Here is a 21,706-nt window from a genome sequence, read left to right as displayed (position 1 = left end):
TGCAACTGCAAACCACCCGCACCAAGGTCACGCGGGGCGTTCCGTATCGACGATCACAAAGCGAATCTTGGCCTCAGCCGCAATTTGATTATCGACCGTCGCGACCCCTTGCACGTAGGCTGAGCGGCTCTTGGTCCGAAGATTTGTCACTTCAAGCCGAAGTTGGTCGCCCGGAATGACCGCTTTTCGGAACTTGACTTTGTCGATGGAGATAATGAGGGCAACTTGTTCGTTGGGATCGACCCAATCCGCGATCATGATCCCGGCGGCTTGGGCCAGGGCTTCCACGATTAGGACACCAGGCATGATCGGTCGGCCCGGCCAGTGGCCCTGAAAAAAGGGTTCGTTGCAACTCACGTTTTTCAAGGCGACGACCCGACGGGTCAGGTCGTGCTCCAAGACCCGATCGACCAAGAGGAACGGGTAGCGGTGCGGCAAGATCCGCATGATGTCGTTGATTTCGAGCCGGCCCTGTCCCCCGCCTTGGAGCGAGGTCTTGCAGTGGGCGGCTTCCCAGAGCTTCCGGACCAGGGCGGCGTTGAGTTGATGCCCCGAGCGGTGGGCAACCACGTGGCCACTCAGGTCCTTGTCCAGGAGGGCGAGGTCACCGACCATGTCGAGGATCTTGTGCCGGACGCACTCGTCGCGATAACGGAGTTGGTTGCCGATCACACCGTCCGGTCCGAAGATCAGAAGGTCGGATTCGGTCGTCCTCGAGCCGATTCCCGCGGCGCGAAGCGCCTTGGCCTCGTTCTCGAGCAGGAACGTCCGGCTGGGGGCGAGCTCTTCGCGGAACGTCTCCGGAGAGACGTCGACGAAAAGGCTCTGAGACCCGATCGGAGTCTGCCGCCCGTAATCGAGATGATAGGAGAGCACGAGGCCGTCGTCGCTGCCGGGGTGCGCCGTGAGGATCGCCTTGCCTTCGCGAACCGTGATCGGCCGCTCGATCACCAGGGTCTCGCGCTCGCGGTCGAGCTCGACGATCCCGGCCCCGTTCAGCGCCTCGACGAATGCCTGGCTCGAGCCATCGCAACCGGGCGTCTCCGGCGCATCGATCTCGACCACGCAGTTGTCGATTCGCAAGCCCGAAAGGGCCGCCATGACATGTTCGACCATCTCGACGGTGGCTTCACCCTGCTGAAGCGTCGTGCGTCGTTGCCGCGGGATCACGTGGCGAATGTGGGCGGGGACCGACGGCCGACCCGGCAAGTCGGTCCGAACGAAGACCACACCCTGGTCAGCCTCCGCCGGGCGAAATCGCACGGCGACGTCGACCCCTTGGATGAAGCCGACACCACGGACTTCGGCTTCCCGAGCAATCGTTCTCTGCAATCGCCTCGTCGTGACCATTGCCTTCGACGGCTCCCTCTTCCTTGAGGTTCGTCAGACACAAGGGCCCTCAACGCGGCCCGGTTATGCCGCGGATCAAGGGCCGATCCCGTGGTCTCGACCTAAGGTCAGCGCGACATCAGACCCGAGATGCTCGAGGGTGTCGTGCCGACCTGGCGTTGACGTCGAGAGATCCTCAAAGACCTCGTTGAGACATGAATCGCTAAGTTCAAGGGGAACCGCGAAAATTAGTTGCCGGCTGGCTTCACGCTGGTCGGGCTGGGAGTGACTGACGAGGTGGCCTTGGGAGCGACCCCACCCTTGCTCTTGTACTCGGCGTTCAAGTACTGGACCACGTCCTTGGTGATGTCGTTCGTGGCCTCCGCGTAGACCACCGACCGTTCGATGGCACGCATCGCCGAGTTGGGGTCGGAGCCGGTCACCGGGTCATTCGAGACCCGCAGCACGTAGGTCATATGACGATGCACGGCGACCCGAGCGACCATCGTCTGGATTTCTTTGTAAAGCGTGGCGAGCATTTCGGCTTCGCGAAGCGAGAATTCCCGTTCCGCCTGCTCGCGCCCCGCCTCGTTCGACGCCTTGAGCTGGGTGAGCTTGTCTTCGATTTTCTTGGCGTCGCTGCTCCCGGGCGCCATCTTGGCTAGGCTTTCCGACTCCTGCTGCATCTGCTGCATGATGCCCATCAGGTCTTTTTTCTTGGCCATCACGGCGGCCTGGAATTCTTGGCCGCTGACCTTGACCTTATCATAGCCCTTGAAGACGGCCGTCATATCGATCGTGCCGAATGTGGCCGGAGCCGGAGGCGCAACCGTGGTGCCCTGGGTCGTCGTCTTTCGGACGGCACCATCGCTCTGTTGTCCGAATAAAGCGCTGGTCAGGGTCATGACCCCGATCAGGCCAAGGCTCACCGCCGCGACCGCGCGAGAGGAGACGACCATCAGTTCAACTCCTTTTGACTGGCCGCCGGCGCGGCCGCTGGATCGTCGAAAACACTCGGCGTTCACGCCGAGGGAGCGTCCGCCACGTCCACCTTTGAGACTGTCAAAGGGGTCCGCCTGGTAGACCGCCCGGCCCGGTCCAGATCGCGCAGGGAACCCTGCCACGACGTCTAGCCCGGGGTCTCCATGTCGAGCGGCATTTTGCCGTGATCCGCGCAAGCGGTCAAGTCGAACCTCAACGAACAAGGGTCGCGGAGCCGACAATGAATCGGATCCCTTGCTTGCTCCCGCTCGCTCGCTCGCTCACTCACTTGCCCGTACCGGTCCGGATTCCCCTCTTGAGACGATCCGGCTGCCCTGGAGCTCGTCCAATTCGCTCCAGGACATCCCCACAAATCATTGAGACGTGCTTCGTCGCGTCGACCTTCGAGGGTCGAGTGGGACGTCGCACGCGGAACCAGCGATTTCCCAAGTTCGAGTCCGACTCAACCTGGATCGTGCTCACTCGCCCGAGTAGGTGAGCGTGAAGTCGTGGAAGCGAACCTTGCGCGGCATCTCACCGGTCGCCGAGAACAGGCTGACCAACAGTTCGCTGAAGTGCTCGGTCAGAACGCTGTAGAAATTGTGCTTGCCTTCACGTCGCGCTTCGATCAGCCCCGAGACGCGCAGCAGCGCCAGATGATGGCTCACGGCGGGCTGGCTTTGGCCGAGGCGGTTGCAAAGATCGGTGACGTGAAGCTCACCGTTCTGAGCCAGGTAAAAGAGAATGCGAAGCCGAGTCTCGTCGCTGAGCAGCTTGAACACCTGAGCAAGCTCACGAACGGCGGGTTCGGACACTTCCTGCTGGGGTTCCGGTGCCACAGTCACTGCGGCAGATTTCTTGACGGTCTTGCGTGCCATGAAAACCTCAATTTGTGTCAAAAGAAAAAAATAACCGAGATCAACGGATGCGTCACATCCGCATTGAGCTCGCCATTGATCTCGGGCCAGAGATCAACCCGTCGCTGACGGGGGGGAACATCCAGCTCATGAGGAGACGAGCCTGAGTGAGCCCGAAGTTCGACCGAGGGGGAAGGATGTGTGAGGGGTGGACGTCCGATCTCTAGGAAGGAAATCTAATCACTCACACCGCGAAAACAGTCCTGAAACTAGCAAACGATCCGAAAGACAAATCGATCGGAAGAAAAGGTCGTGGCTCACCGACCAGGCGGTCACGCTTGATCGATCCATTAGACCGTTCAGTTAATTATGCCACACCTGTCAAGAGGCCATAGCGAGTTAGGCTCGTACGAATGGCCTGTTGAGCCTGCTCATCGGGGGGGCAAAGCGGGAGTCGGAACTCGCCGTTGCCGCGTCCCAGCATAGCGAGGGCCATCTTGACCGGGATCGGGTTTGCGGCAATCGCGAGGAGATCGCGACAGAGCGGGAACAGCTTCAAATGAAGCCGACGCGCTTCGTCCCGATTTCCCTGCTCGAACGCGGCGACCAAGGCCATCATGTCTTTGGGAACGAGGTTGGCCACCACCGAGATCACTCCCTCGGCGCCGAGCGCGAGCATCGGCAGCGTGAGGCTGTCGTCGCCCGACAAAATCGTGAGGTCGGTCCGGCAGAGGAGTTCGCTCACCTGGTCGAGCGAGCCGCTCGCTTCCTTGACCGCGACGATCGGTCCCAACTTGGCAAGTCGTTCAATTGTCGCGGGCTCAACGTTCCGGCCGGTTCGTCCCGGTACGTTATAAAGGACGAGCGGAAGGTCCACGCTTTCCGCGATCCGGGCAAAATGGGCGTAAAGCCCCTCTTGCATCGGGCGGTTATAGTACGGTGAGACGAGCAAGGCCCCGTCGGCCCCCGCCTTGGCCGCAAAACGCGTGAGCCGCACGGCCTCGGTCGTGGAATTCGACCCGGTGCCCGGAAGCACCTTGGCACGCCCTGCCGCACGTTCGACGACCGTGGCGATGACCCGCTCGTGCTCATCATGAGTCAGCGTCGGACACTCACCCGTCGTGCCCACCGGGCTGATGACGGGAATCCCTTGTGCGATGTACCAGTCCACGGACTCTTCAAGGAGTGGGTAATCGACCTCGCCATTACGAAACGGGGTGACCAGCGCCACGGTACACCCAGCAAACATTTGACCCTTGGATGACATTCCCAACTCCCGCCCTCGAAGATCCGCGCACGATGAGACCGCGTGTCAATTCTAAGAGGCGACTGCCTGAGAGGGAAGCCCATATCTCCAAGGCAGCGCACTCAAATCAACCGATTTATCTCGTAATCAAGCAATCCTTCATTTCTCGAACCGCTCGTTCGAGACCGACAAAGACCGCCCGTGAAATGATGCTATGGCCGATGTTCAATTCCGTCATGCCCGCCACTTGAGCGATCGGCCCGACGTTTTGGTAGTTGAGGCCGTGCCCTGCGTGCAGTTTCAGGCCACTGGCGACTGTGATCCGTCCCGCCTCGATCAGGGCGTTGAGTTCGCGGGTCTGATCGAGTTCGGCTACGGCGTCGGCATAACGGCCCGTGTGCAACTCGACCGCCTGGGCTCCCAACGCGGCGGAGAGCTCGACCTGGGCCGGGTCGGGGTCGATAAACAGACTGACCTCCAGCCCTGCGTCCAGGCAACGTTTGACGGCCTCGGCGACACGATCGCGATGTCCGAGAACGTCCAGGCCCCCCTCGGTCGTCAGCTCGGCGCGGCGTTCCGGGACGAACGTGACCTGGTCGGGACGGGTCTCGAGAGCGATCGCAATGATCGCGGGGTCGATCGAGAGTTCGAGGTTGAGTCGAACGTTGACGGTCTCGCGGAGCAAGCGCAAGTCCCGGTCCTGGATGTGCCGACGATCCTCGCGGAGATGGATCGTGATCCCATCGGCGCCGGCGAGCTCGGCAAGGGCGGCCGCCCAGACCGGATCAGGTTCCTTACCTCCGCGAGCCTGGCGCAGGGTCGCGACGTGATCGATGTTGACACCCAGGCGTGGCATGCTCTGAATTTTCCTCAGCTAGGCCCCCTGAATCCAAAAAGGAAAAATAAGGGGGCGAGATCCATCGAACGGTCTTGATCCTTGAACAATGTGGAATCGAGTCGAAGGTGTGTCCCCGGTGGGACCAATACGAAGCGGATTCGCGACGGAGGCTCCGACGCGAGTCCTACTTGCCGGTCACCGGGCGAAGCGGTGACTTGGCGAGGACAAAGGTCTTCTCTCCTCCGACGGTGAACGCAACCCGCCCCTTTCGGTTCGGACCCGCGCCCTCGATCGCGATAATCCGACCGATGCCATACTGCGGGTGGAGAACCGAAATTCCAGGCCGGAAATCACCGAGGTTGGTAGGCGACGCCGGGGCCCCGCCCAGCTCGGCCGCGGTGGTGATCCGAAAGCCTTTCGGCGGAGCCGAGGGCACGGAACTACGCGCTGCCCAGGGCGCCGAACCGCGCGGAGCCGGGGGCGCTGAACCGCGAGGCGCCCAGGGCGTCGAAGTTTCCGGCCGCCTCCAGCCGACGGACGAGGAGGTCATGTCGTTTTCGGAGAGGTCCCGGAAGCTCATCGGCTCTTCGGGCAATTCCCCCAGGAAGCACGACGGGATCGTCGCCTGTCGCTGGCCTCGGAACTCCCGGACCCGACAATGACTCAGGTAGAGCTCGCGTTCGGCCCGTGTGATTCCCACGAAGAGCAGGCGACGCTCCTCCTCCATCTCGCGCTCGTCATCTCGAACCCGGGAGTGGGGGAGGATCCCTTGCTCCAAGCCGACGAGGAAGACGACAGGGAATTCGAGTCCCTTGGCGGCATGGAGGGTCATCAAGGTGACCGCGCCCCCTTCGTCCTTCCAGCGATCGACCGCGGAGGAAAGGCTGATCTCCTCCATGAAATCGATGATGGACGCGCCCGGATGCTCCCGATCGAACTCGCGCGCCGCGGACACAAGCTCATCGATGTTGGCGAGCCGCTCCTCGCCGTTCGTCTTGGATTCGTCGGCGAGGTACTCGCGGTAGCCGGTCAGAGCGAGGAGCTTGCGCGTGACCTCCTCGGCGGTGTGATCGCGCAACGCCGACAGCTCATCCATCAGCATCCCGAAGTCGCGGAAGCCTCGGGCCGCTTTGTCTTTCAGTCCGGGAACCGCCGAGGCTTGGCGGGACATCGCGAGCAGGGGAAGCTTGAGCGCTTTGGCTCGCGCCGCGAGGTGATCGAGCGACGTTTTCCCCAGGCCGCGTGGGGGAACGTTCACCACCCGGCCGAACGAAACGTCGTCCTTCGGATTCACGAGCAGGTTGAGGTAGGCCAGGACGTCCTTGACCTCCTGACGCTCGTAAAAGGAAACGCCGCCCACGATCTGATACGGGATCTTCGCGGCCCGAAAGGTCATTTCGAAGTTTCGGGTGAGTGCGGTCACCCGGCAGAAGACCGCGATATCACCAAACGTGACTCCCCCATCCCGCACGAAACTGAGGACCTTCGTCGCGACCCCTCGGGCTTCTTCCGTCTCGTTGGAGTAGACCGTCAGCTCGACCGGCGCACCGGTCGGATTCTCGGTCGTCAGCGCCTTGGCTTTGCGCCGGCTATTGAATCGGATCAAGTGATCCGCGACTTGTAAGATGTTCTTGGTACTTCGATAGTTTTGTTCGAGTTTAACGACTCGGCAGCCTGGGAAATCTTGTTCGAATTCAAGGATGTTATTAAGATTCGCGCCTCGCCATCCGTAGATCGACTGATCGGGGTCGCCGGTGACGCAGAGGTTGGGAATGTCGGTCGAGAGCGCGCGGACGATCGCATACTGGGCGAGGTTCGTATCTTGATATTCGTCGACCAACACGTAGCGGAATCTCGCGTCGAGATGGGCTCGGACGTCCGGTTTCGTCTTCAGGATCGTCACGAGATGGACGAGCAGGTCATCGAAATCCACGGCCGAAGATTCTTGGAGCCGTTCTTGGTAGGCCCGATAGACCTTGGCGACGATCGCGTCGGTGTGGTCCCCGATCCTTCGAGACATGATTTCGGGAGTGATCAGGTCGTTTTTGGCCCGGCTGATCGCGGAGTCGATCCGTTCAGGGGGGACCGAGACCTCGTCGAGATCGAGCCGGGCCATCGTCTGCTTGACGGCGCGAAGTCGATCGGACTGATCGTAGATCGTGAACCCTCGATCGATACCGACCAGGGGGGAGTAGGTTCGCAACAGCCGGGCGCACAAGCTGTGGAACGTTCCGACCCAGACCTCGGATTTCGGCGCAAGCGCTTCGATTCGCTCGCGCATCTCACCGGCCGCTTTGTTCGTAAACGTGAGAGCGAGGATGTTCCGTCCCGCGATCCCATGCTGAAGCAGGTTGGCGACGCGTCTCGTGATGACCCTCGTCTTGCCCGATCCGGCGCCGGCCAAGACCAGCAGCGGGCCCTCGACGTGAGCGACCGCCTTGCGCTGAGGTTCGGTGAGATCGGCAAACAAATCCATCGAGGAATTCATCCATGGGAGAAGGATCGAAACAGGGCGAGTGCGGGTCAGCGCCGGCGGTCCTGCCACTCTGTTAGTATAGCGCACGGCCGACGAGGTCGCGAGCCGACTTCGGGGTACGATGCGGCTCAGGTTGACCCGTCGGCCGCAGAACCGAACCTTGAGTAGGCCACAGCTCCCTCGTCAGAGCGAGGTCGTAGGCCCGACTTGGACGTGGCCGGCGCGTTGGATTAAACTGGAGTCGCTCGACGTCCCGTCAACGCACTCCCCCTTGTAGGAAAACGAACCGGCATGGAAATCTTGGGCATCGGCACGGACATTATCGAGTGCCCTCGAATCGGCAAGATGATCGAACAGCATGGCGAATTATTCCTGCGTCGCGTCTATACCGAGCGCGAGATTCGCTATTGTCAAGCTCGCAAACATGCGATCGAGCATTTCGCCGGCCGGTGGGCGGCGAAGGAAGCGATCCTCAAGGCGATGGGGACCGGTTGGAGCCGAGGACTGGCTTGGACCGACCTGGAGGTTCGGAATTTAGGAGGCGGTCAACCGCAAGTTCTGATCTGTGGCGGGGCCAAGGAGCTCGCCTTGCAGAAGGGAATCGGTGACATCCTGATTTCGATCTCCCACTGTCGGACCTACGCCACGGCCTACGCGCTTGCACTTCGCCTCTCGCCACCCACTCCGATGGCGATCGAGGAGCCAGAGCCAGGTCAGGAATAGCCAGGATGCCGCTTCGGGCCCCGGTCAAGGATGTTCGTTCGCTGGGCGCTCGCCCGGCTGGGGGCGCGCTTGTCCCCGACTCACCCTGGTCAAAAAGAAGCTATTTATAAGAGGGGGGGGCGAGCCCACCTCGCGAGGGATTCGAGCCTCACCGCGGATTGATCGTGACTTGATGACGACTTTCTCGCGGATTTGGCATCGCTTGACAAAGGAGAAAAGGCCCGGCTCGCGGACGAGTCGGGCCTTTCCGGATCCTTGTCTTTTTTCAAGACCAGCGACACGTCAAAGGTCTTACCGACCCGTGACGGCGGTGATCTTTTCCAGGGTCGCTTCGCCGGGTTCCTTCGTCCCTTTGCACTTCGGGAAGTTGGCACAGCCGAGGAAGTAGCCTCGCCGACCTTCACGGACGGTCATGGCCCCGCCGCAATTCTCGCAGGTCTCGTCGCAGACGATGGACTTCAGGTCGTCTTTCGCCGCGGTGGAAGCCGCTCCCGGCCCCTCCCCAATCTGTTCCTTGAGTTCCTCGGGGACCGGTTGGGTGCTCCGGCACTTCGGATAGTTCAGGCAGCCGAGGAATGCGCCTCGCTTGCCTCGTTTGACTCCCATCGGGCCGCCGCACTTCTCGCACTTGACCTCGACCTTGACGGGGGTGACGGGTTGCCCTTGATCGTCGACCGGGAGCGTGTTCCGGCACTTGGGGTAGCCCGTGCAGCCCAGGAAGTTCCCTCGCGAGCCTTGGCGCAGGGCCATCGGCTTGCCGCACTTCTCGCAGACGTGGTCGGTTTCCACGACCGAGGGGACCGGTTGCCCTTGGTCGTTGAGGTTGAACGACTCCTTGCAGGCGGGATAGCCGGAGCAGGAAAGGAACTGACCACGCTTGCTCTCACGGAGCATCAACGGCTTGCCGCACTTCGTGCAGATGTGCTCGGTCTCGACGGCCGCGGGGCGGGCCGAGCCGTCCATCGGACGGGTGGACTTGCACTCGGGATACTTCGAGCAGCCGAGGAATTGCCCGGTCTTGCTGAACTTGACCACCATCGGAGCCCCGCAGACGAGGCAGACTTCCGAGGAGAGCACCTGCACCTTCTGCATCTGCTTCTCGGCGAGTTTCAGAGCGTCCTGAAACGGGTGGTAGAACTCGTCGAGAACCTTGACCATTTCCTCCTTGGCGGAGGCGATTTCGTCGAGCTCATCCTCCATCTTGGCAGTGAACTTCAAGTCCATGATCTTGGGGAAATGCTCGACCAAGAGGTCGGTGACGATCATTCCCAGGTCGGTGGCGAAGAACCGCCGTTCCTTCTGCTCGACATAGAGGCGCGTCTGGATCGTCTGAATGATCGGTGCGTAGGTACTGGGACGACCGATATTCTCCTTTTCCAGCGCCTTGATGAGCGTCGCTTCCGTGAACCGCGGCGGGGGCTGGGTGAAGTGCTGCGTCGGGTCGAGCGAGTTGAGGTCGAGGGGCTGGTCGGCCACGAGCGGCGGCAGGAGCGAGTCCTCCTGTTTCCCCGCCGGTGAAAGCACCCGACGATAGCCGTCGAACTTCATGATCTTGCCTTGGGACTTGAACAGTCCCTCGGCCGCCGTGATCGAGACGTTCGTCACCGCGAAGATGGCCGGGGTCATCTGACTGGCCACAAACCTACGATAAATCAATTGATAAAGTTTGAATTGATCGATCGAAAGCCGGCCTTTGATCTTCTCAGGCGTCAGGCTGAGGTCGGTGGGCCGAATCGCCTCGTGCGCTTCCTGGGCCGACTTGCCCGCGGCGTAGCGATGCGGCTTGGCCGGCAGGTAGCGGTCGCCATAGTCGGCCTTGATCAACTCGCGGACATGCTCGATCGCCTCCTTGGAGACGCTCAGGCTGTCGGTTCTCATATAAGTGATCAGACCGACCTGGCCGTCGGTCCCGACGTCGATACCTTCGTAGAGCTCCTGAGCGACCTTCATCGTCCGCTTACCGGAGAACCGCAAGCGGATCGCCCCTTGCTGCTGAAGGGTACTTGTCTTGAACGGGGCATCGGCCTTGTCGAGCTTCTCCACTTCCTCGATGCTGGCGACCTTGAACGGGGCCTCCGCCAGGGCATTGCGAATCGCGGTGGCGTCCGCCTCGTTACCAACCTCGAATTTCGCCCCTTGCCATTCGGTCAGCAGCGCCTCGAAGCGGTCCGACTCAACCTTCGACCCCGCGGGACTCACGGAGGCGGTGATCTTCCAGTACTCTTCCGAAACGAAGGCGCGGATTTCCTTTTCGCGGTCGGCGATCAGGCGGACCGCCACGGACTGGACCCGGCCCGCGCTCAGGTGGCGGGCGACCTTACTCCAGAGGAGCGGGCTGAGCTGGTAGCCCACGAACCGATCCAGGAACCGTCGCGCCTGCTGCGCATTGACCATTTCCATGTTGATCGGACCGACATGCTGAAATGCCTCCTTGACGGCACGTTCGGTGATCTCGTGAAACATGACCCGACGGACGCGCTCGTCGGGGAGATCGAGCGCTTGCTGCAGGTGCCAGGCGATCGCCTCACCCTCACGGTCAGGGTCAGTCGCCAGGTAGACCATATCGGCCTTGGCGGCCTCGCGCTTCAGTTCCCCGACCGTATCTTTCTTCCCCTTCATGATCTCGTACGAGGGGATGTAGCCGTGCTCGACGTCCAGGCCCAGCTTGCGCTCGGGCAGATCGCGGACGTGGCCCATGCTGGCCTTGACCACATACGCCGTTCCCAAGAACTTGTTGATCGATTTGGCCTTTTTAGGACTCTCGACGATCACCAACGAACGACCGCTTCCCTCCTCCGAAGTGGCACGCCGCTTTGGGGTCGTGGTTTTCTTCGTGGTTTTGGCGGGACTCTTCGCCGGACTCTTCGTGCTCTTGGTCTCCGCCTTCGCGGCCTTCGCAGTCTTGGTATCAGCGGACGACGCACGTTTGGCGGGCGTTTTGGGGGTTGATTCTGGTGACGACTTAGCGGACTTGCGAGCCACGGTGCCTTCCTATCCTATTCACCCGAGCCTGGTTGGGTCAACACGCCGGGTAGTCCGGACGCGATCGCGGGGGCTAGCGGGGTGTCCTGTTTGCGATTGCCCCGGCAACGAATCTTGGTACACTACGGATTGGGCCGGTCTGCAAATGCCTGCGCCCTTCAAATAGCTAGGGTATCGGGGCGTGTCAAGGGGGGAGGCCCTCTACAAGAACCCGACGGCCTGAAATCGAGCCTAGAGGATCCCCATGCCGTTCGCGGTCTTTCGACGCCATCAGCGGAAGCTCCTCGCCGTCTCTGCCATCCTCGCGATGTTCGGCTTCGTTCTGGCGGATTCTTTGCCTCGCCTTCTCGGCCCGGGAGCGGGAGGAGCCGACCAAAATTCGGTCGTCGTTGAACTCTACAACAAGCCGGTTTACCGGAGCGAGCTCAATGAGATGGCCGTCCAACGGAATAACGCCAACCGCTTCATGGAGACGCTGGCGGGAAGTCCCATCTTCGGCGACATCAACACCCGGTCGATCGTCGACGCCTTGATCCTCCAGCACGAAGCCGATGCACTTCGGATACCGACGGGACCGGATGTCGGTCGCGAATGGCTCAAGCAGGCCACGAGCGGCCAGATGAATCGGGAACTCTTCGAGGCGACCCTGAGCCGCTTCGGCAACCAGGTCAGTGGCGAACAGATCCTCAGTGATATCGCCAACCAGGTGCGGATCGCCAAGGTCCGGCAGCTCTTGGCCAGTCCGGTCGTGACGCCGCTCGACGTGTTCCAGACCTACCGTGACCAAAACGAACGGATCTCCGCCCGCGTCGTTCCCTTCCCCGTCGAAAGCTTCCTCGATAAGGTCTCCGAGCCGACCCCAGCGCAAGCGCAAGCGTTTTACGACAAGTATAAGGATGTCTTGCCCGACCCGAATCGAGACACGCCAGGTTTCAAGATCCCCCGCCAGGTCCGCGCTGAGATCCTCTCGATCGACGGCGCGGCGCTCGCCAAGTCGATCGAATCGCGACTGACCGAGGCGGAGCTTCGCACCTACTACGAAAACCATAAGGCCGACTACAAGAAGACCTCCGAGCTGCCCGACGACCTGTTCGCCAACGATCCGCGCGCGTTGCTGACCCCGCCTCAGGTTCAGTCCTTTGAAGACGTCCGGGCCTTCCTGCCCGCGACGGTGGCCGACGAAAAAGCGCAGGCGGAAATCGTCGAGAAGTTTGGCAAGCTCAAGGACGAGGCGATGATCCCGTTCGCCGACTCCTATCACGACGCACTCGACGAGATCACCGAGGCCAAGAAGCAAGGCGAGAAGTCCTCGGTCACGCTTCCCAAGCTCAACGACTTGAAGGACCTCGCCAAGGCCGAGGGCTTCATGCATGAAGTGACTCCGCTGCTGACCAAGAGTCAGGCCGAAAACTACGGCGAGATCCATGACGCCGAGGTTGGCCTCACGCCTGGCAGCGGCGGACGGAAGTTCGCCTCGGAGTTCTTCGACACCAAGACCATGCTCTACGAGCCGGTCGAATTCACCGATATCTTGCGGCGCCGGTTCCTTGCTCGGAAGATCGAGGACGTGCCGCCCCGAGTTCCTCCCTTGAAAGAGATCCAGTCCGAAGTCAACCTCGCCTGGAAGTTGGCTGAGGCGCGTCCGTTGGCCGAGAAGGCCGCGAACCAGCTTGCCGAGGAAATCCGTAAGGCCGGTGGCTCGATCAAGGACGAGACCATTGGCGGGCGCAAGGTCATCACCACGCCTCCGGTTCCCCGGTTGGAAGCGGGCTTCCCCCTTCCTAGCCAAATGTTCCAGCCCGGTCCGACACGGCCTGTGGAATTCCCTCAGATTCCCAACGTGGGGGAACCGTTCCGCGATGCCTATTTCGGACTGCAACCCAGTAAGGTTGCCGTCGCCCCGGACGAGCCGAAGAACGTCTACTATGTCTTGACGCTCGGCCAACAAATTCCGGCAACGTTCGGAACCCTCTACGCGCCCAACGGCGAGTATTTCCGGTATCGGTTTGAAGCCGAGAAAAACGCCCAACGACGCCAGGCGGACGATTGGATGGCGCGACTCCGCGCCGACGCCGGTTTGAAAACGGATTGGGTACCCAACGACGAGTTGGATCGGAATTCCAAGAACGCGGAGTAAGGGCCGGATCCGCCCGGCCCACGCGGCCGGCCGGGCTCGATCCTCGGCGACTTTGCGGATGCTCCTCAGTCCATCGGGTGAATCTTCGATTGACGGATCGCCAGCATCGATCAAGCCCGTCCCGAGATGAACGTCCCTCGCGTGGGGTCGTTAACCTCCGGGGCGGGATTTGACGTGCCCCCGTTCACCCGGTAGACTGTCGATCCTGGAGCTTGGATGTCTCTCCTTCCCTTTGCAAGGCCGCTTGCGGGTCATTTGTCCGTGAGATCATCGGCCCTGAAATCAGACGATATCCGGAGGTCAATCACGTGCCTTTAGCGGTGAAAGAACTGATCGATGCCGGCGTGCACTTCGGCCACAGGGCGAGCCGGTGGAACCCGAAGATGAAGCCGTATATTTACGGCAAGCGCAACATGATTCACATTATCGACTTGAAGGAAACCGTCAGAGGTCTTCTTCGGGCGACGAAATTCTTTCATCGCGTGGCTGCGTCCAATGGGCTGATCGCGTTCGTGGGAACGAAGCGACAAGCCGCCGAGACGATCGTTGAAGAGTGCACCCGCTGCCAGATGCCGTACATCACGGAGCGCTGGTTGGGTGGCACGCTCACCAATTTCCGGACGATCCGGAGCCGGCTCCAGCGTCTCGAGGAACTCGAGTCGATCCTCGACGGCGAGCAGGCCTTGAGCTACTCCAAGAAGATGATCGCGACGCTCACCCGCGAGCGGACCAAGATCGATCGCAACCTCTCCGGCATCCGCCACATGGCTCGACTGCCCGAGGCTCTGTTCGTGGTCGACCCGCACCGTGAGCATATCGCGGTCGCCGAAGCCCGCAAGCTGGGCATCAAGGTCGTGGCGCTGCTCGATACGGACTGCGACCCCGATGTTGTCGACCTGCCGATCCCGGTAACGACGACAGCATGCGCTCCATCGAGTTGGTGATTCGCCACCTCGCCGACGCAATCATCGAAGGCAAGGCGATGGCCCCGGCCGAGCCACCGCCCCGTGAGACCAATGACTCGCAAGGACCGGGCCGGGGCGACCGTCGTGGTGACCGCCGTGGTGGTCCCGGAGCGGGCCGTGGTGGTCCTGGTCAACAAGCCGGTGGCGTGAGCCGCTCTGGCGTTCGTGCCGCCGTGCGTCCGCCCGAGGCCGAAGTGGCCACGGTGAATTCGGCCGAGGTTGCGGCCGCTCCGGCCCAGTCCGAGAGTGCACCCGCCGAGGCCTCAACCGTCGTAACCGACACGCCGGTGGCAGGGGGCGAGGCGACCCCTCCTCCCGCCGCGGAATAAGCGGACACGCTCAAGCCTGATTCGGCCGCCGGTCCACCAGGACCGGCGGCCCTTGCGTCAATTTCGCGATTTGCAATTGCCGTTCTTCTCTGGTTTGTCCAGACGAATTCAATCCACCCGAATCACGACACGAATCCAGGGCGGACGGACGACCCGTCTACCGACCGTGTTGCAGCGCAGAGGAGCAACGCCGATGGCCGGGATCACGGCTCAGGCTGTCAATGAGTTTCGTAAAACGACCGGTCTGGGCTTGATGGAGTGCAAAGCGCTCCTCAAAGAAGCCGACGGTGATGTCAAGAAGGCTTTGACCCTTGCGAAAGAGAAGCACGGCAAGAACGCCGAGAACCGCGCGGGCCGGGCCACCACGGCCGGCCGGGTCGAGGTTTACATCCACCACGACGGCAAGTCGGGCGGATTGGTCGAAGTGAACTGCGAAACCGACTTCGTGGCTCGCAACGACGCGTTCCGGGCCTTGGCCAAAGACCTCGCTCTTCAGGTGGTCGCCGCCAACCCGACCTGCGTCAATCGCGAGGAAATGCCGGCCGATCAGGTCGAAGAACAGAAGCGGATCTTCATCGCGCAGGCGGCCGACAAGCCGGAAAACGTGCGTGAGAAAATCGCCGAGGGCAAGCTCAACTCCTGGTACGAAGAAAAGGTGTTGCTGGAGCAGAAGTTCGTGAAGGACGGCGCTCAGTCGATCAAAGACATGATCTTGGCCGTCAACGCCCGTACCGGCGAGAATATCACGGTTTCTCGCTTCGCCCGCTTCGTGATTGGTGAAGGGGCGACAGCCGCAACCCCGGCTGAGTAACCCTGACGTCTTCTGAAGCGGATCCCCTTGCCCTGTTTCGGTGCTGGCTCGTCGTCTTTTTTGAGGTTCACAGGACACGTCGATGGAAACTGAATACCCCTACGGACCCTCGGTTTTCCGCCGTGTCCTCCTCAAACTCTCCGGTGAGAGCTTTTGCCGGCCGGGCGAGGGGGGCATCAGTGTGGATGAAGTGAGCCGGATCGCCCGCCAAGCGTCGCGGGTGGCCTCACGCGGGGTCGAGCTGGCCATCGTCGTCGGCGGGGGAAACATCCTCCGAGGCGCCACTCTGTCGCGAGGTTCCGACGTCATCAAAGAGGCGACGGCTCACTACATGGGGATGACGGCGACCGTCATCAACGGCCTGGCCCTCCAGGATGCGCTCGAAGGCTTGGGCTGTGAGACTCGACTCCTCACCACAATCCGGATGGATGAGATCGCCGAGCCGTTCATTCGCCGGCGGGCGTTGAGCCACCTTTCGCGGGGACGAGTGGTCGTTTTGGCCACCGGAACCGGCAGCCCGTTCGTGACCACCGACACGGCGGCCGCCCTCCGCGGCAAAGAGCTTGGCGTCGAGGTGCTCATGAAGGCGACCCGCGTGGACGGGGTCTACTCGGCCGATCCCGAGAAGAACCCGCATGCGGTCCGGTACGACAACTTGACCTACGAGCAGGTCATGCGTGACGACCTGAAGGTGATGGACATGACGGCCATCGGCATGTGCCTGGACAACAACCTGCCGATCCTCGTGTTCAACTTCAAGAAGGAAGGGAACATCGAGCGCGCCATCGCGGGCGAGCCGATCGGAACCTGGGTCAATAATGCACCGCGGCCGCAACGTTGAATGGGAACGTTCCCGGATTGCGCTGATTGATCGTAACGATCGTCCATGAGAAGATGGATTTGGGGTGCTTCGGAACGAGCACTCCCCATGAGCCTGTTGGGGTAGAGGTGTCGCATGAGTATCGAAGAAATTGCGCTCGAAGCGGAAGAGCGGATGGAGAAGAGCCTCGCCCTCCTCTCCGACCAACTTCGAGGTGTTCGCACCGGACGAGCCAGCGTCGGTCTCGTCGAATCGATCCGCGTCGACTATTACGGATCACCGACCCCGCTCAAGCAACTGGCGAACCTCAGCACGCCAGAGCCTCAGCAGATCTTGATCCGTCCCTTCGATCAGACCGTCCTTGGTGACATCGTCAAAGCCATCCAGGCGAGTGATATTGGTCTGACCCCCAATTCCGACAACAAGGTCATCCGCCTGAACGTCCCCTCCTTGTCGGTCGAACAGCGCAAGAAGCTGGTGAGTCGCGTCAAGGATCTCTCGGAAGAGGCCCGGATCGCGATCCGAAACATCCGGCGCGACGCCAACAAGCAGGCCGATCAGGAGCAGACCGACAAGATCCTGACCGAAGACGACCTGGAAACCTGCAAGGAAGAGACCCAGTCGCTGACCAAGCGCTTCGAAGCCAAGGTCAACGAGATGGCCGAAAAGAAGTCGACCGAGATTCTCGACGTCTAAAGGTTCGCGAGCCGGGTTGGCCGGGAGCGAATCGCCATGAAGTCACCTTGACTCAGCTTCGTCTCTTCCCTATAGTTGTGTCTTCGACGGGCGATTAGCTCAGTTGGCTAGAGCACCAGCTCGACACGCTGGGGGTCACAGGTTCGAGTCCTGTATCGCCCATGGTTAAGTCTACCTAGCCATAAGACTTAAAAAGAGGGACCGACTTCGAGCAGTCGGTCCTTTTTGATGGACGCAGTGGATTGGTTTGGCTCGGCGGGCGATTAGCTCAGTTGGCTAGAGCACCAGCTCGACACGCTGGGGGTCACAGGTTCGAGTCCTGTATCGCCCATATTTAAGTCTACTTAGCCATTAGACTTAAAGAACCGATCGACCTTGAGCAGTCGGTCAGTTTTGATCCTTCGAATCCGTTTGCTCAGCGGGCGATTAGCTCAGTTGGCTAGAGCACCAGCTCGACACGCTGGGGGTCACAGGTTCGAGTCCTGTATCGCCCATATCTGTAGGTTTTGATTACCGAAGACCGATGAAGCCCCCCGATTATTACAATCGGGGGGCTTTTTTTGTGCGCCCGACATGTCGTGAAACCTGGTGGCTTGTCGGAAAAGTTTCAGTCTGCCTCTCTTGAGGGGGTGGAGGCTGAAACCTGGGGGACAGCTTGGGTGCCTTTGGCCACGATGCCCCTCGCTTTTGGACAAGCGACTCGGGCGGATCGGCGTTCGCTTCATCCTCGGGGACGAACCTGGTGGGCCGTGCCCAGCCTCCAAGAGACCGACGGGGCTCTGGCGCCTTATGGTCCGGCTCCACAAGGCCGCCAGGTCAGCACACCGAACCGCTTGGATCTGCGAGCGGTCAGGCCCCCTGAGCGGGGCTGCCATTGGACTCTGGGGAGGTGAGTTCACCGACCGGCTCGACGCGAATGCGGCGGATTCGCGTGGGATCCGCGCGGATCACCACGAGGCGAGCGGCGTCGACGAGGACGCTGTCACCGGTCTTGGCGAGTCGTCCCAGGAGGTCGAGGATGAGGCCGCCGGCGGTCTCGGCCTCGGTCTCAGGGACGTTCACGCCACAACGATCGGCGAGCACGTCGAGCGGGCAGGTGGCGTCGACCTCGAACACACCGTTGCCGAGGAGGGTCACTTGCGGATCCTCGCGGTCGAACTCGTCCTGAATCGGCCCGACCAACTCTTCGAGGACGTTTTCCAGGCTCACCATTCCGACCACGCTGCCGTATTCGTCGAGCAGCATCGCGAGATGGACCTTGTTGCGCTGAAACTCCACGAGCAGGTGGTCGAGTTTGAGCGATTCGGGGAGGAACGGCACCTTGCGCGCCCACTTCCGAAGGTCGGGCCGGCCGTTGCTGGTGGCGCCCGCGCGGAACAGGTCCTTGACGTGAATCATACCGATGACGGTGTTGAGGTCGTCTTCGCAGATCGGATAGCGCGTATGTCCAGCCTGCCGCGCGACCCGGAGGTTATCCTCGACCGGCCGCGAGAGGTTCAAATAGACGATGTCCGGGCGAGGCACCATGATGCGTCTGGCCGTCTTCTCTTCCAGGTTCAAGACATTTTCAATCATGATCCTTTCGTTACGGGAGAGGTGGCCCCCGGCGACGCTCTCGGCGACGATGTGCCGGAGTTCGTCTTCCGTGTGGGACACCTCGGCTTCGTCGGTGTTGCCCAGACCGAGCATCTTGAGCGTCAGGTTGCTGGCATTGTTGAGGAGCCAGATCACCGGCCAGAAGATGAAGTAGATCGCCATCAGCGGGGGGACGGTCCAGAGCGCGACGACTTTGGCGGAACGGATCGCCAGGCTCTTGGGGGCCTGCTCCCCGAGCGCAACATGGAGAAAGGTCACAAAGGCGAACGCCGCGATTGGCACCGCCGAGACGACCGAGAGCGAGAACAGGCCGAGGGAGATCTGGCTCCCCTGCATGTGGTTTTTGGCGAGCCAGACCTCAACGTTGTGGACCACGCGCTTCTCGATCGCCCAGCCGAGTCCCAGACTCGCGACGGTGATCCCGACCTGGGAGGCTGACAGATAAGCGTCGAGATGATCGAGGGCCCGGCTCACCAGCTTGGCCGCCCAGTTCCCCTGCTCCACCAACTGATCGATCTGGCTGGTGCGAACCTTGACCAGGGCGAACTCCGCGGCCACGAAGAACCCGTTTACGAACACCAGGCCGGCAATGATCAAAAACTCGGTCAGTCCCATCGAGGGGTTTTTTCCGCTCAAGGCGAGAAGAGAATGGCCCCGGGAACCGGCGAGTCAATTCGCCGTCACGAAGGTCCTTGGAGAGAAAGTCGATTATAATCGAAGACGAGGATGGCACGCACAACGAATTTAAGCTGGACACCGAAGTCAGCGAGTTTTCGACCGTCATTCCGAGCACAGGGCGACCCTTGAGGAGTCGCCTAATTTAGAAGTCGGTAAGCATTTGAAGCTGGAACAGGGTGCCGCTCTCCCCCGCGCGGTATCCGGTCAGACCGTTCTCGGCGGGCGAGTGATTGATCCGGGTCACGTCGAACGTCATCCGCCAGTTCCGCTCGCCGGTGACGTACCAGTTGAGCCCACCGCTCCACTCGTCGCCTGCGCCGAACCGACCGGCCACGAACGAGTAGCGGGCATACCCCTCCAACCGACTCGGGATGACAAAATATGAGGTTTGGGCGTAGGCCCCCTGATCGAACAAGCTGCGGATCGGCAGCGCGCCGCCGGTGTGACGGAAATCGTTGAGCCAGCGAAGGTAGTACTCCCCCGAGAGGCTGAACCCGCGGTACTTGACCGCCGCGTCGATCGCCCAGAGCTGAACGCTGGTCGTATTGATGTGGACTCCAGGACCGAGGGCACCGGCGAGTGCCAGCGGGGTGCCGTCCGAGAGCCGGAAGAGAGTGTCTTCCGGGTTCGTTTGGATCGAGGCGGCGTTGGCGAGTTGTTCCCGCGACACCGTCAGGCTCGAGCCGAATCGTGCGGTCGGCTGGTTCCGCGACTCAATGTCCGACGGGCCGAGCCCGTACTTGCCGAAGGGTTCCCACCAAAGGCTGCTCGCGAAGGCCGTGTTACTGCCGATCCGGTTGTCCGCGAGGTTCAGGCCGTTGAACGAATTGGCGACCATCGCGATGTAGTGCAAGTTCGCCAAAGGCTCACCCGACGCCCAGATCCCTGGGCTCATGTTCGGTCGGAAGAAGGTCGTCGCCATCGTGCGGTCGGCCCCGAGCGTGAACCGAAACGAGTCCATCCACTCCCGGCTCCCGGGCAACTTGAAGTATCCCGCAGACAGGAGGAACGCCTCGCTGAACTTGTAGTCGATCCATCCTAAAAAGAGAGTCGAATTCGTGGTTGAGGAAGAGAAGATCGCGGCCATGAACTGGAGCCGGGGGTCGATGGCGTAGCCGGTGAACTGCAGCCAGTTGCGGTTCACCGCGAACGTGCTCAGATTTCTTACGGGCCGGACCGTGCCTGCGCTGTCGGTCCAGGTCCGCGCCGACCGAGAGAACCCCGTGTAACGCAACTGGGTGATCAGGTCGAAGTTGAGCGCGAACGGCATGTCCTCCGGAGTCCGCGGCTGGACGAGGACGAACTGGCCCTTCTTCCGGTCGTATCGACCGGTCAGGAACTCAGGCCAAGCCGGGGTCGAGGCCGAATCGGGAGGACTCTCGACGACGGGTTCCGAAGCCGGGACAACGGCTGCGGCGCCTGCGATCTCATTCACGGGTCGCGGCAGGGTGGCGGACGGGAGGGTCGTTGTCGCGTTCGCCTTGGTCACACCATCGAGACGGCGGGACAGCATGTCCTGGCGCTGGTTCACCTGCTGAAGCTGTTGCGCGAGCCCCTGGTTCTGCTCGGCGAGTCGACGGTTCTGCTCGGTCAGCCGCTGATTCTGCTCGATGACGGCGGCCCCGAGTGCCTCGAGCCGCCGGATCCGGTCTTCCAGAGCGGAGGGATCCCGGCCCGCCTCAGACCCAGGCGGCGGGTTGGCCGCGGATCGGGACGCGAGCACGGCCTGAACGAGCAAGGCGGCCAGGACCATCCTCCGGCTGGGCAGCAGCCGGGGTCCCCTGCCCTTCGGTCCCCAGAAGGTTCCCGTGGCCTTGGACATGAATCCCCGAGACAAGAGCGGGTGATCGATGGATCGTGTGGCATTATCACACCACTTGTGAATATCGGATGCGGACGCCTGTTTCGCAAGAGATTGTCGATAATCCGGATTTTAGGGGCGGCTCGAGCCCGGCTTGAATCCGCTTCTTGGTCGCGGACCGCCCCCTGGTGCCACCGGCCCGTGCCGTGGTCGATCGGGAGCACCCTGAAGTTCGTGCGCACGATACACGGGGAAGTAAAACGACGGACAACCTCGCGCGTTCGAGCACTTGGAGAACAGCGAAGTCCCACGGTCAAGGAAGCCAGTCTCGCCCCCGGCTCAGTTTGAAAAATACGACGGGCTGGTAAAATATTCCGACGATGCTTGACGTCGACCAATGCACGCTTTACGATACAAAGCGAACAGGAAAATCGATCGGGT

At 61.5% G+C, this 21,706-nt stretch carries 16 protein-coding genes and 3 tRNA genes; 10 read left to right on the top strand and 9 right to left on the bottom strand.

The window, feature by feature from the left end; genetic code table 11:
* Positions 1 to 27: 27 nt before the first annotated feature.
* The 6 genes from lpxC to BUS42_RS07475 all read right to left on the bottom strand — a co-directional run bounded on the left by lpxC (position 28) and on the right by BUS42_RS07475 (position 7,727).
* Positions 28 to 1,350: a UDP-3-O-acyl-N-acetylglucosamine deacetylase gene (gene lpxC / locus BUS42_RS46375; RefSeq protein ID WP_074306379.1), complete on the bottom strand. Its 1,323-nt coding sequence runs from the start codon at positions 1,348 to 1,350 to the stop codon at positions 28 to 30.
* A 227-nt stretch (positions 1,351 to 1,577) separates the two neighbouring features.
* Positions 1,578 to 2,288, bottom strand: coding sequence for an OmpH/Skp family outer membrane protein (locus BUS42_RS07495; RefSeq protein ID WP_074306378.1), 711 nt, complete (start codon positions 2,286 to 2,288; stop codon positions 1,578 to 1,580).
* Positions 2,289 to 2,789: 501 nt separating this feature from the next.
* Positions 2,790 to 3,188 carry an ArsR/SmtB family transcription factor gene (locus tag BUS42_RS07490; protein WP_074306377.1) on the bottom strand — a complete coding sequence of 133 codons (399 nt, stop codon included), beginning with the start codon at positions 3,186 to 3,188 and terminating at the stop codon, positions 2,790 to 2,792.
* Positions 3,189 to 3,534: 346 nt separating this feature from the next.
* Complete coding sequence (dapA, locus tag BUS42_RS07485; RefSeq protein WP_254053364.1) at positions 3,535 to 4,434, bottom strand: 4-hydroxy-tetrahydrodipicolinate synthase; 900 nt, start codon at positions 4,432 to 4,434, stop codon at positions 3,535 to 3,537.
* Positions 4,435 to 4,549: 115 nt separating this feature from the next.
* Entirely contained in the window at positions 4,550 to 5,269 is a 720-nt protein-coding gene (locus tag BUS42_RS07480; protein ID WP_074306376.1) for a pyridoxine 5'-phosphate synthase, read from the bottom strand.
* A gap of 166 nt (positions 5,270 to 5,435) precedes the next feature.
* Entirely contained in the window at positions 5,436 to 7,727 is a 2,292-nt protein-coding gene (locus tag BUS42_RS07475) for a UvrD-helicase domain-containing protein (RefSeq protein ID WP_074306375.1), read from the bottom strand.
* Positions 7,728 to 8,018: 291 nt separating this feature from the next.
* On the opposite strand from BUS42_RS07475, the gene acpS reads away from it, so the two are divergent.
* Complete coding sequence (gene acpS, locus BUS42_RS07470; protein WP_074306374.1) at positions 8,019 to 8,450, top strand: holo-ACP synthase; 432 nt, start codon at positions 8,019 to 8,021, stop codon at positions 8,448 to 8,450.
* A 291-nt stretch (positions 8,451 to 8,741) separates the two neighbouring features.
* On the opposite strand, the gene topA is transcribed toward acpS, so the two are convergent.
* The gene (gene topA / locus BUS42_RS07465; protein ID WP_254053733.1) at positions 8,742 to 11,222 is read right to left on the bottom strand and encodes a type I DNA topoisomerase; all 2,481 of its coding nucleotides are present in this window, start codon (positions 11,220 to 11,222) and stop codon (positions 8,742 to 8,744) included.
* 454 nt (positions 11,223 to 11,676) lie between these two features.
* Here topA and BUS42_RS07460 point away from each other — a divergent pair, with 454 nt between their 5' ends.
* The 9 genes from BUS42_RS07460 to BUS42_RS07425 all read left to right on the top strand — a co-directional run bounded on the left by BUS42_RS07460 (position 11,677) and on the right by BUS42_RS07425 (position 17,684).
* Positions 11,677 to 13,569: a hypothetical protein gene (locus BUS42_RS07460; RefSeq protein WP_074306373.1), complete on the top strand. Its 1,893-nt coding sequence runs from the start codon at positions 11,677 to 11,679 to the stop codon at positions 13,567 to 13,569.
* Between the two features lie 308 nt (positions 13,570 to 13,877).
* Complete coding sequence (rpsB, locus tag BUS42_RS44875; RefSeq protein ID WP_254053363.1) at positions 13,878 to 14,513, top strand: 30S ribosomal protein S2; 636 nt, start codon at positions 13,878 to 13,880, stop codon at positions 14,511 to 14,513.
* A 167-nt stretch (positions 14,514 to 14,680) separates the two neighbouring features.
* Positions 14,681 to 14,863, top strand: coding sequence for a hypothetical protein (locus BUS42_RS44870; protein WP_254053362.1), 183 nt, complete (start codon positions 14,681 to 14,683; stop codon positions 14,861 to 14,863).
* A gap of 193 nt (positions 14,864 to 15,056) precedes the next feature.
* Positions 15,057 to 15,674 (top strand): elongation factor Ts, encoded by a 618-nt coding sequence (gene tsf / locus BUS42_RS07450; protein WP_074306372.1) that lies wholly within the window; start codon positions 15,057 to 15,059, stop codon positions 15,672 to 15,674.
* Between the two features lie 82 nt (positions 15,675 to 15,756).
* Complete coding sequence (gene pyrH / locus BUS42_RS07445) at positions 15,757 to 16,515, top strand: UMP kinase (protein ID WP_074306371.1); 759 nt, start codon at positions 15,757 to 15,759, stop codon at positions 16,513 to 16,515.
* Positions 16,516 to 16,629: 114 nt separating this feature from the next.
* Positions 16,630 to 17,190, top strand: a complete 561-nt coding sequence (gene frr / locus BUS42_RS07440; RefSeq protein ID WP_074306370.1) for a ribosome recycling factor — start codon at positions 16,630 to 16,632, stop codon at positions 17,188 to 17,190.
* Positions 17,191 to 17,278: 88 nt separating this feature from the next.
* Positions 17,279 to 17,352: transfer RNA gene (locus tag BUS42_RS07435), tRNA-Val, on the top strand.
* A 95-nt stretch (positions 17,353 to 17,447) separates the two neighbouring features.
* Positions 17,448 to 17,521: transfer RNA gene (locus BUS42_RS07430), tRNA-Val, on the top strand.
* Between the two features lie 89 nt (positions 17,522 to 17,610).
* Positions 17,611 to 17,684 (top strand) — tRNA-Val (locus BUS42_RS07425).
* Positions 17,685 to 18,039: 355 nt separating this feature from the next.
* On the opposite strand, the gene BUS42_RS07420 is transcribed toward BUS42_RS07425, so the two are convergent.
* Positions 18,040 to 19,401, bottom strand: coding sequence for a hemolysin family protein (locus BUS42_RS07420; protein WP_074306369.1), 1,362 nt, complete (start codon positions 19,399 to 19,401; stop codon positions 18,040 to 18,042).
* Between the two features lie 205 nt (positions 19,402 to 19,606).
* Complete coding sequence (locus BUS42_RS07415; RefSeq protein ID WP_254053361.1) at positions 19,607 to 21,286, bottom strand: hypothetical protein; 1,680 nt, start codon at positions 21,284 to 21,286, stop codon at positions 19,607 to 19,609.
* Between the last annotated feature and the right edge of the window lie 420 nt (positions 21,287 to 21,706).

This window comes from Singulisphaera sp. GP187, from assembly GCF_900129635.1.
Classification (GTDB): domain Bacteria; phylum Planctomycetota; class Planctomycetia; order Isosphaerales; family Isosphaeraceae; genus Singulisphaera.
This window is presented reverse-complemented; position numbering and strand designations above follow the sequence as displayed.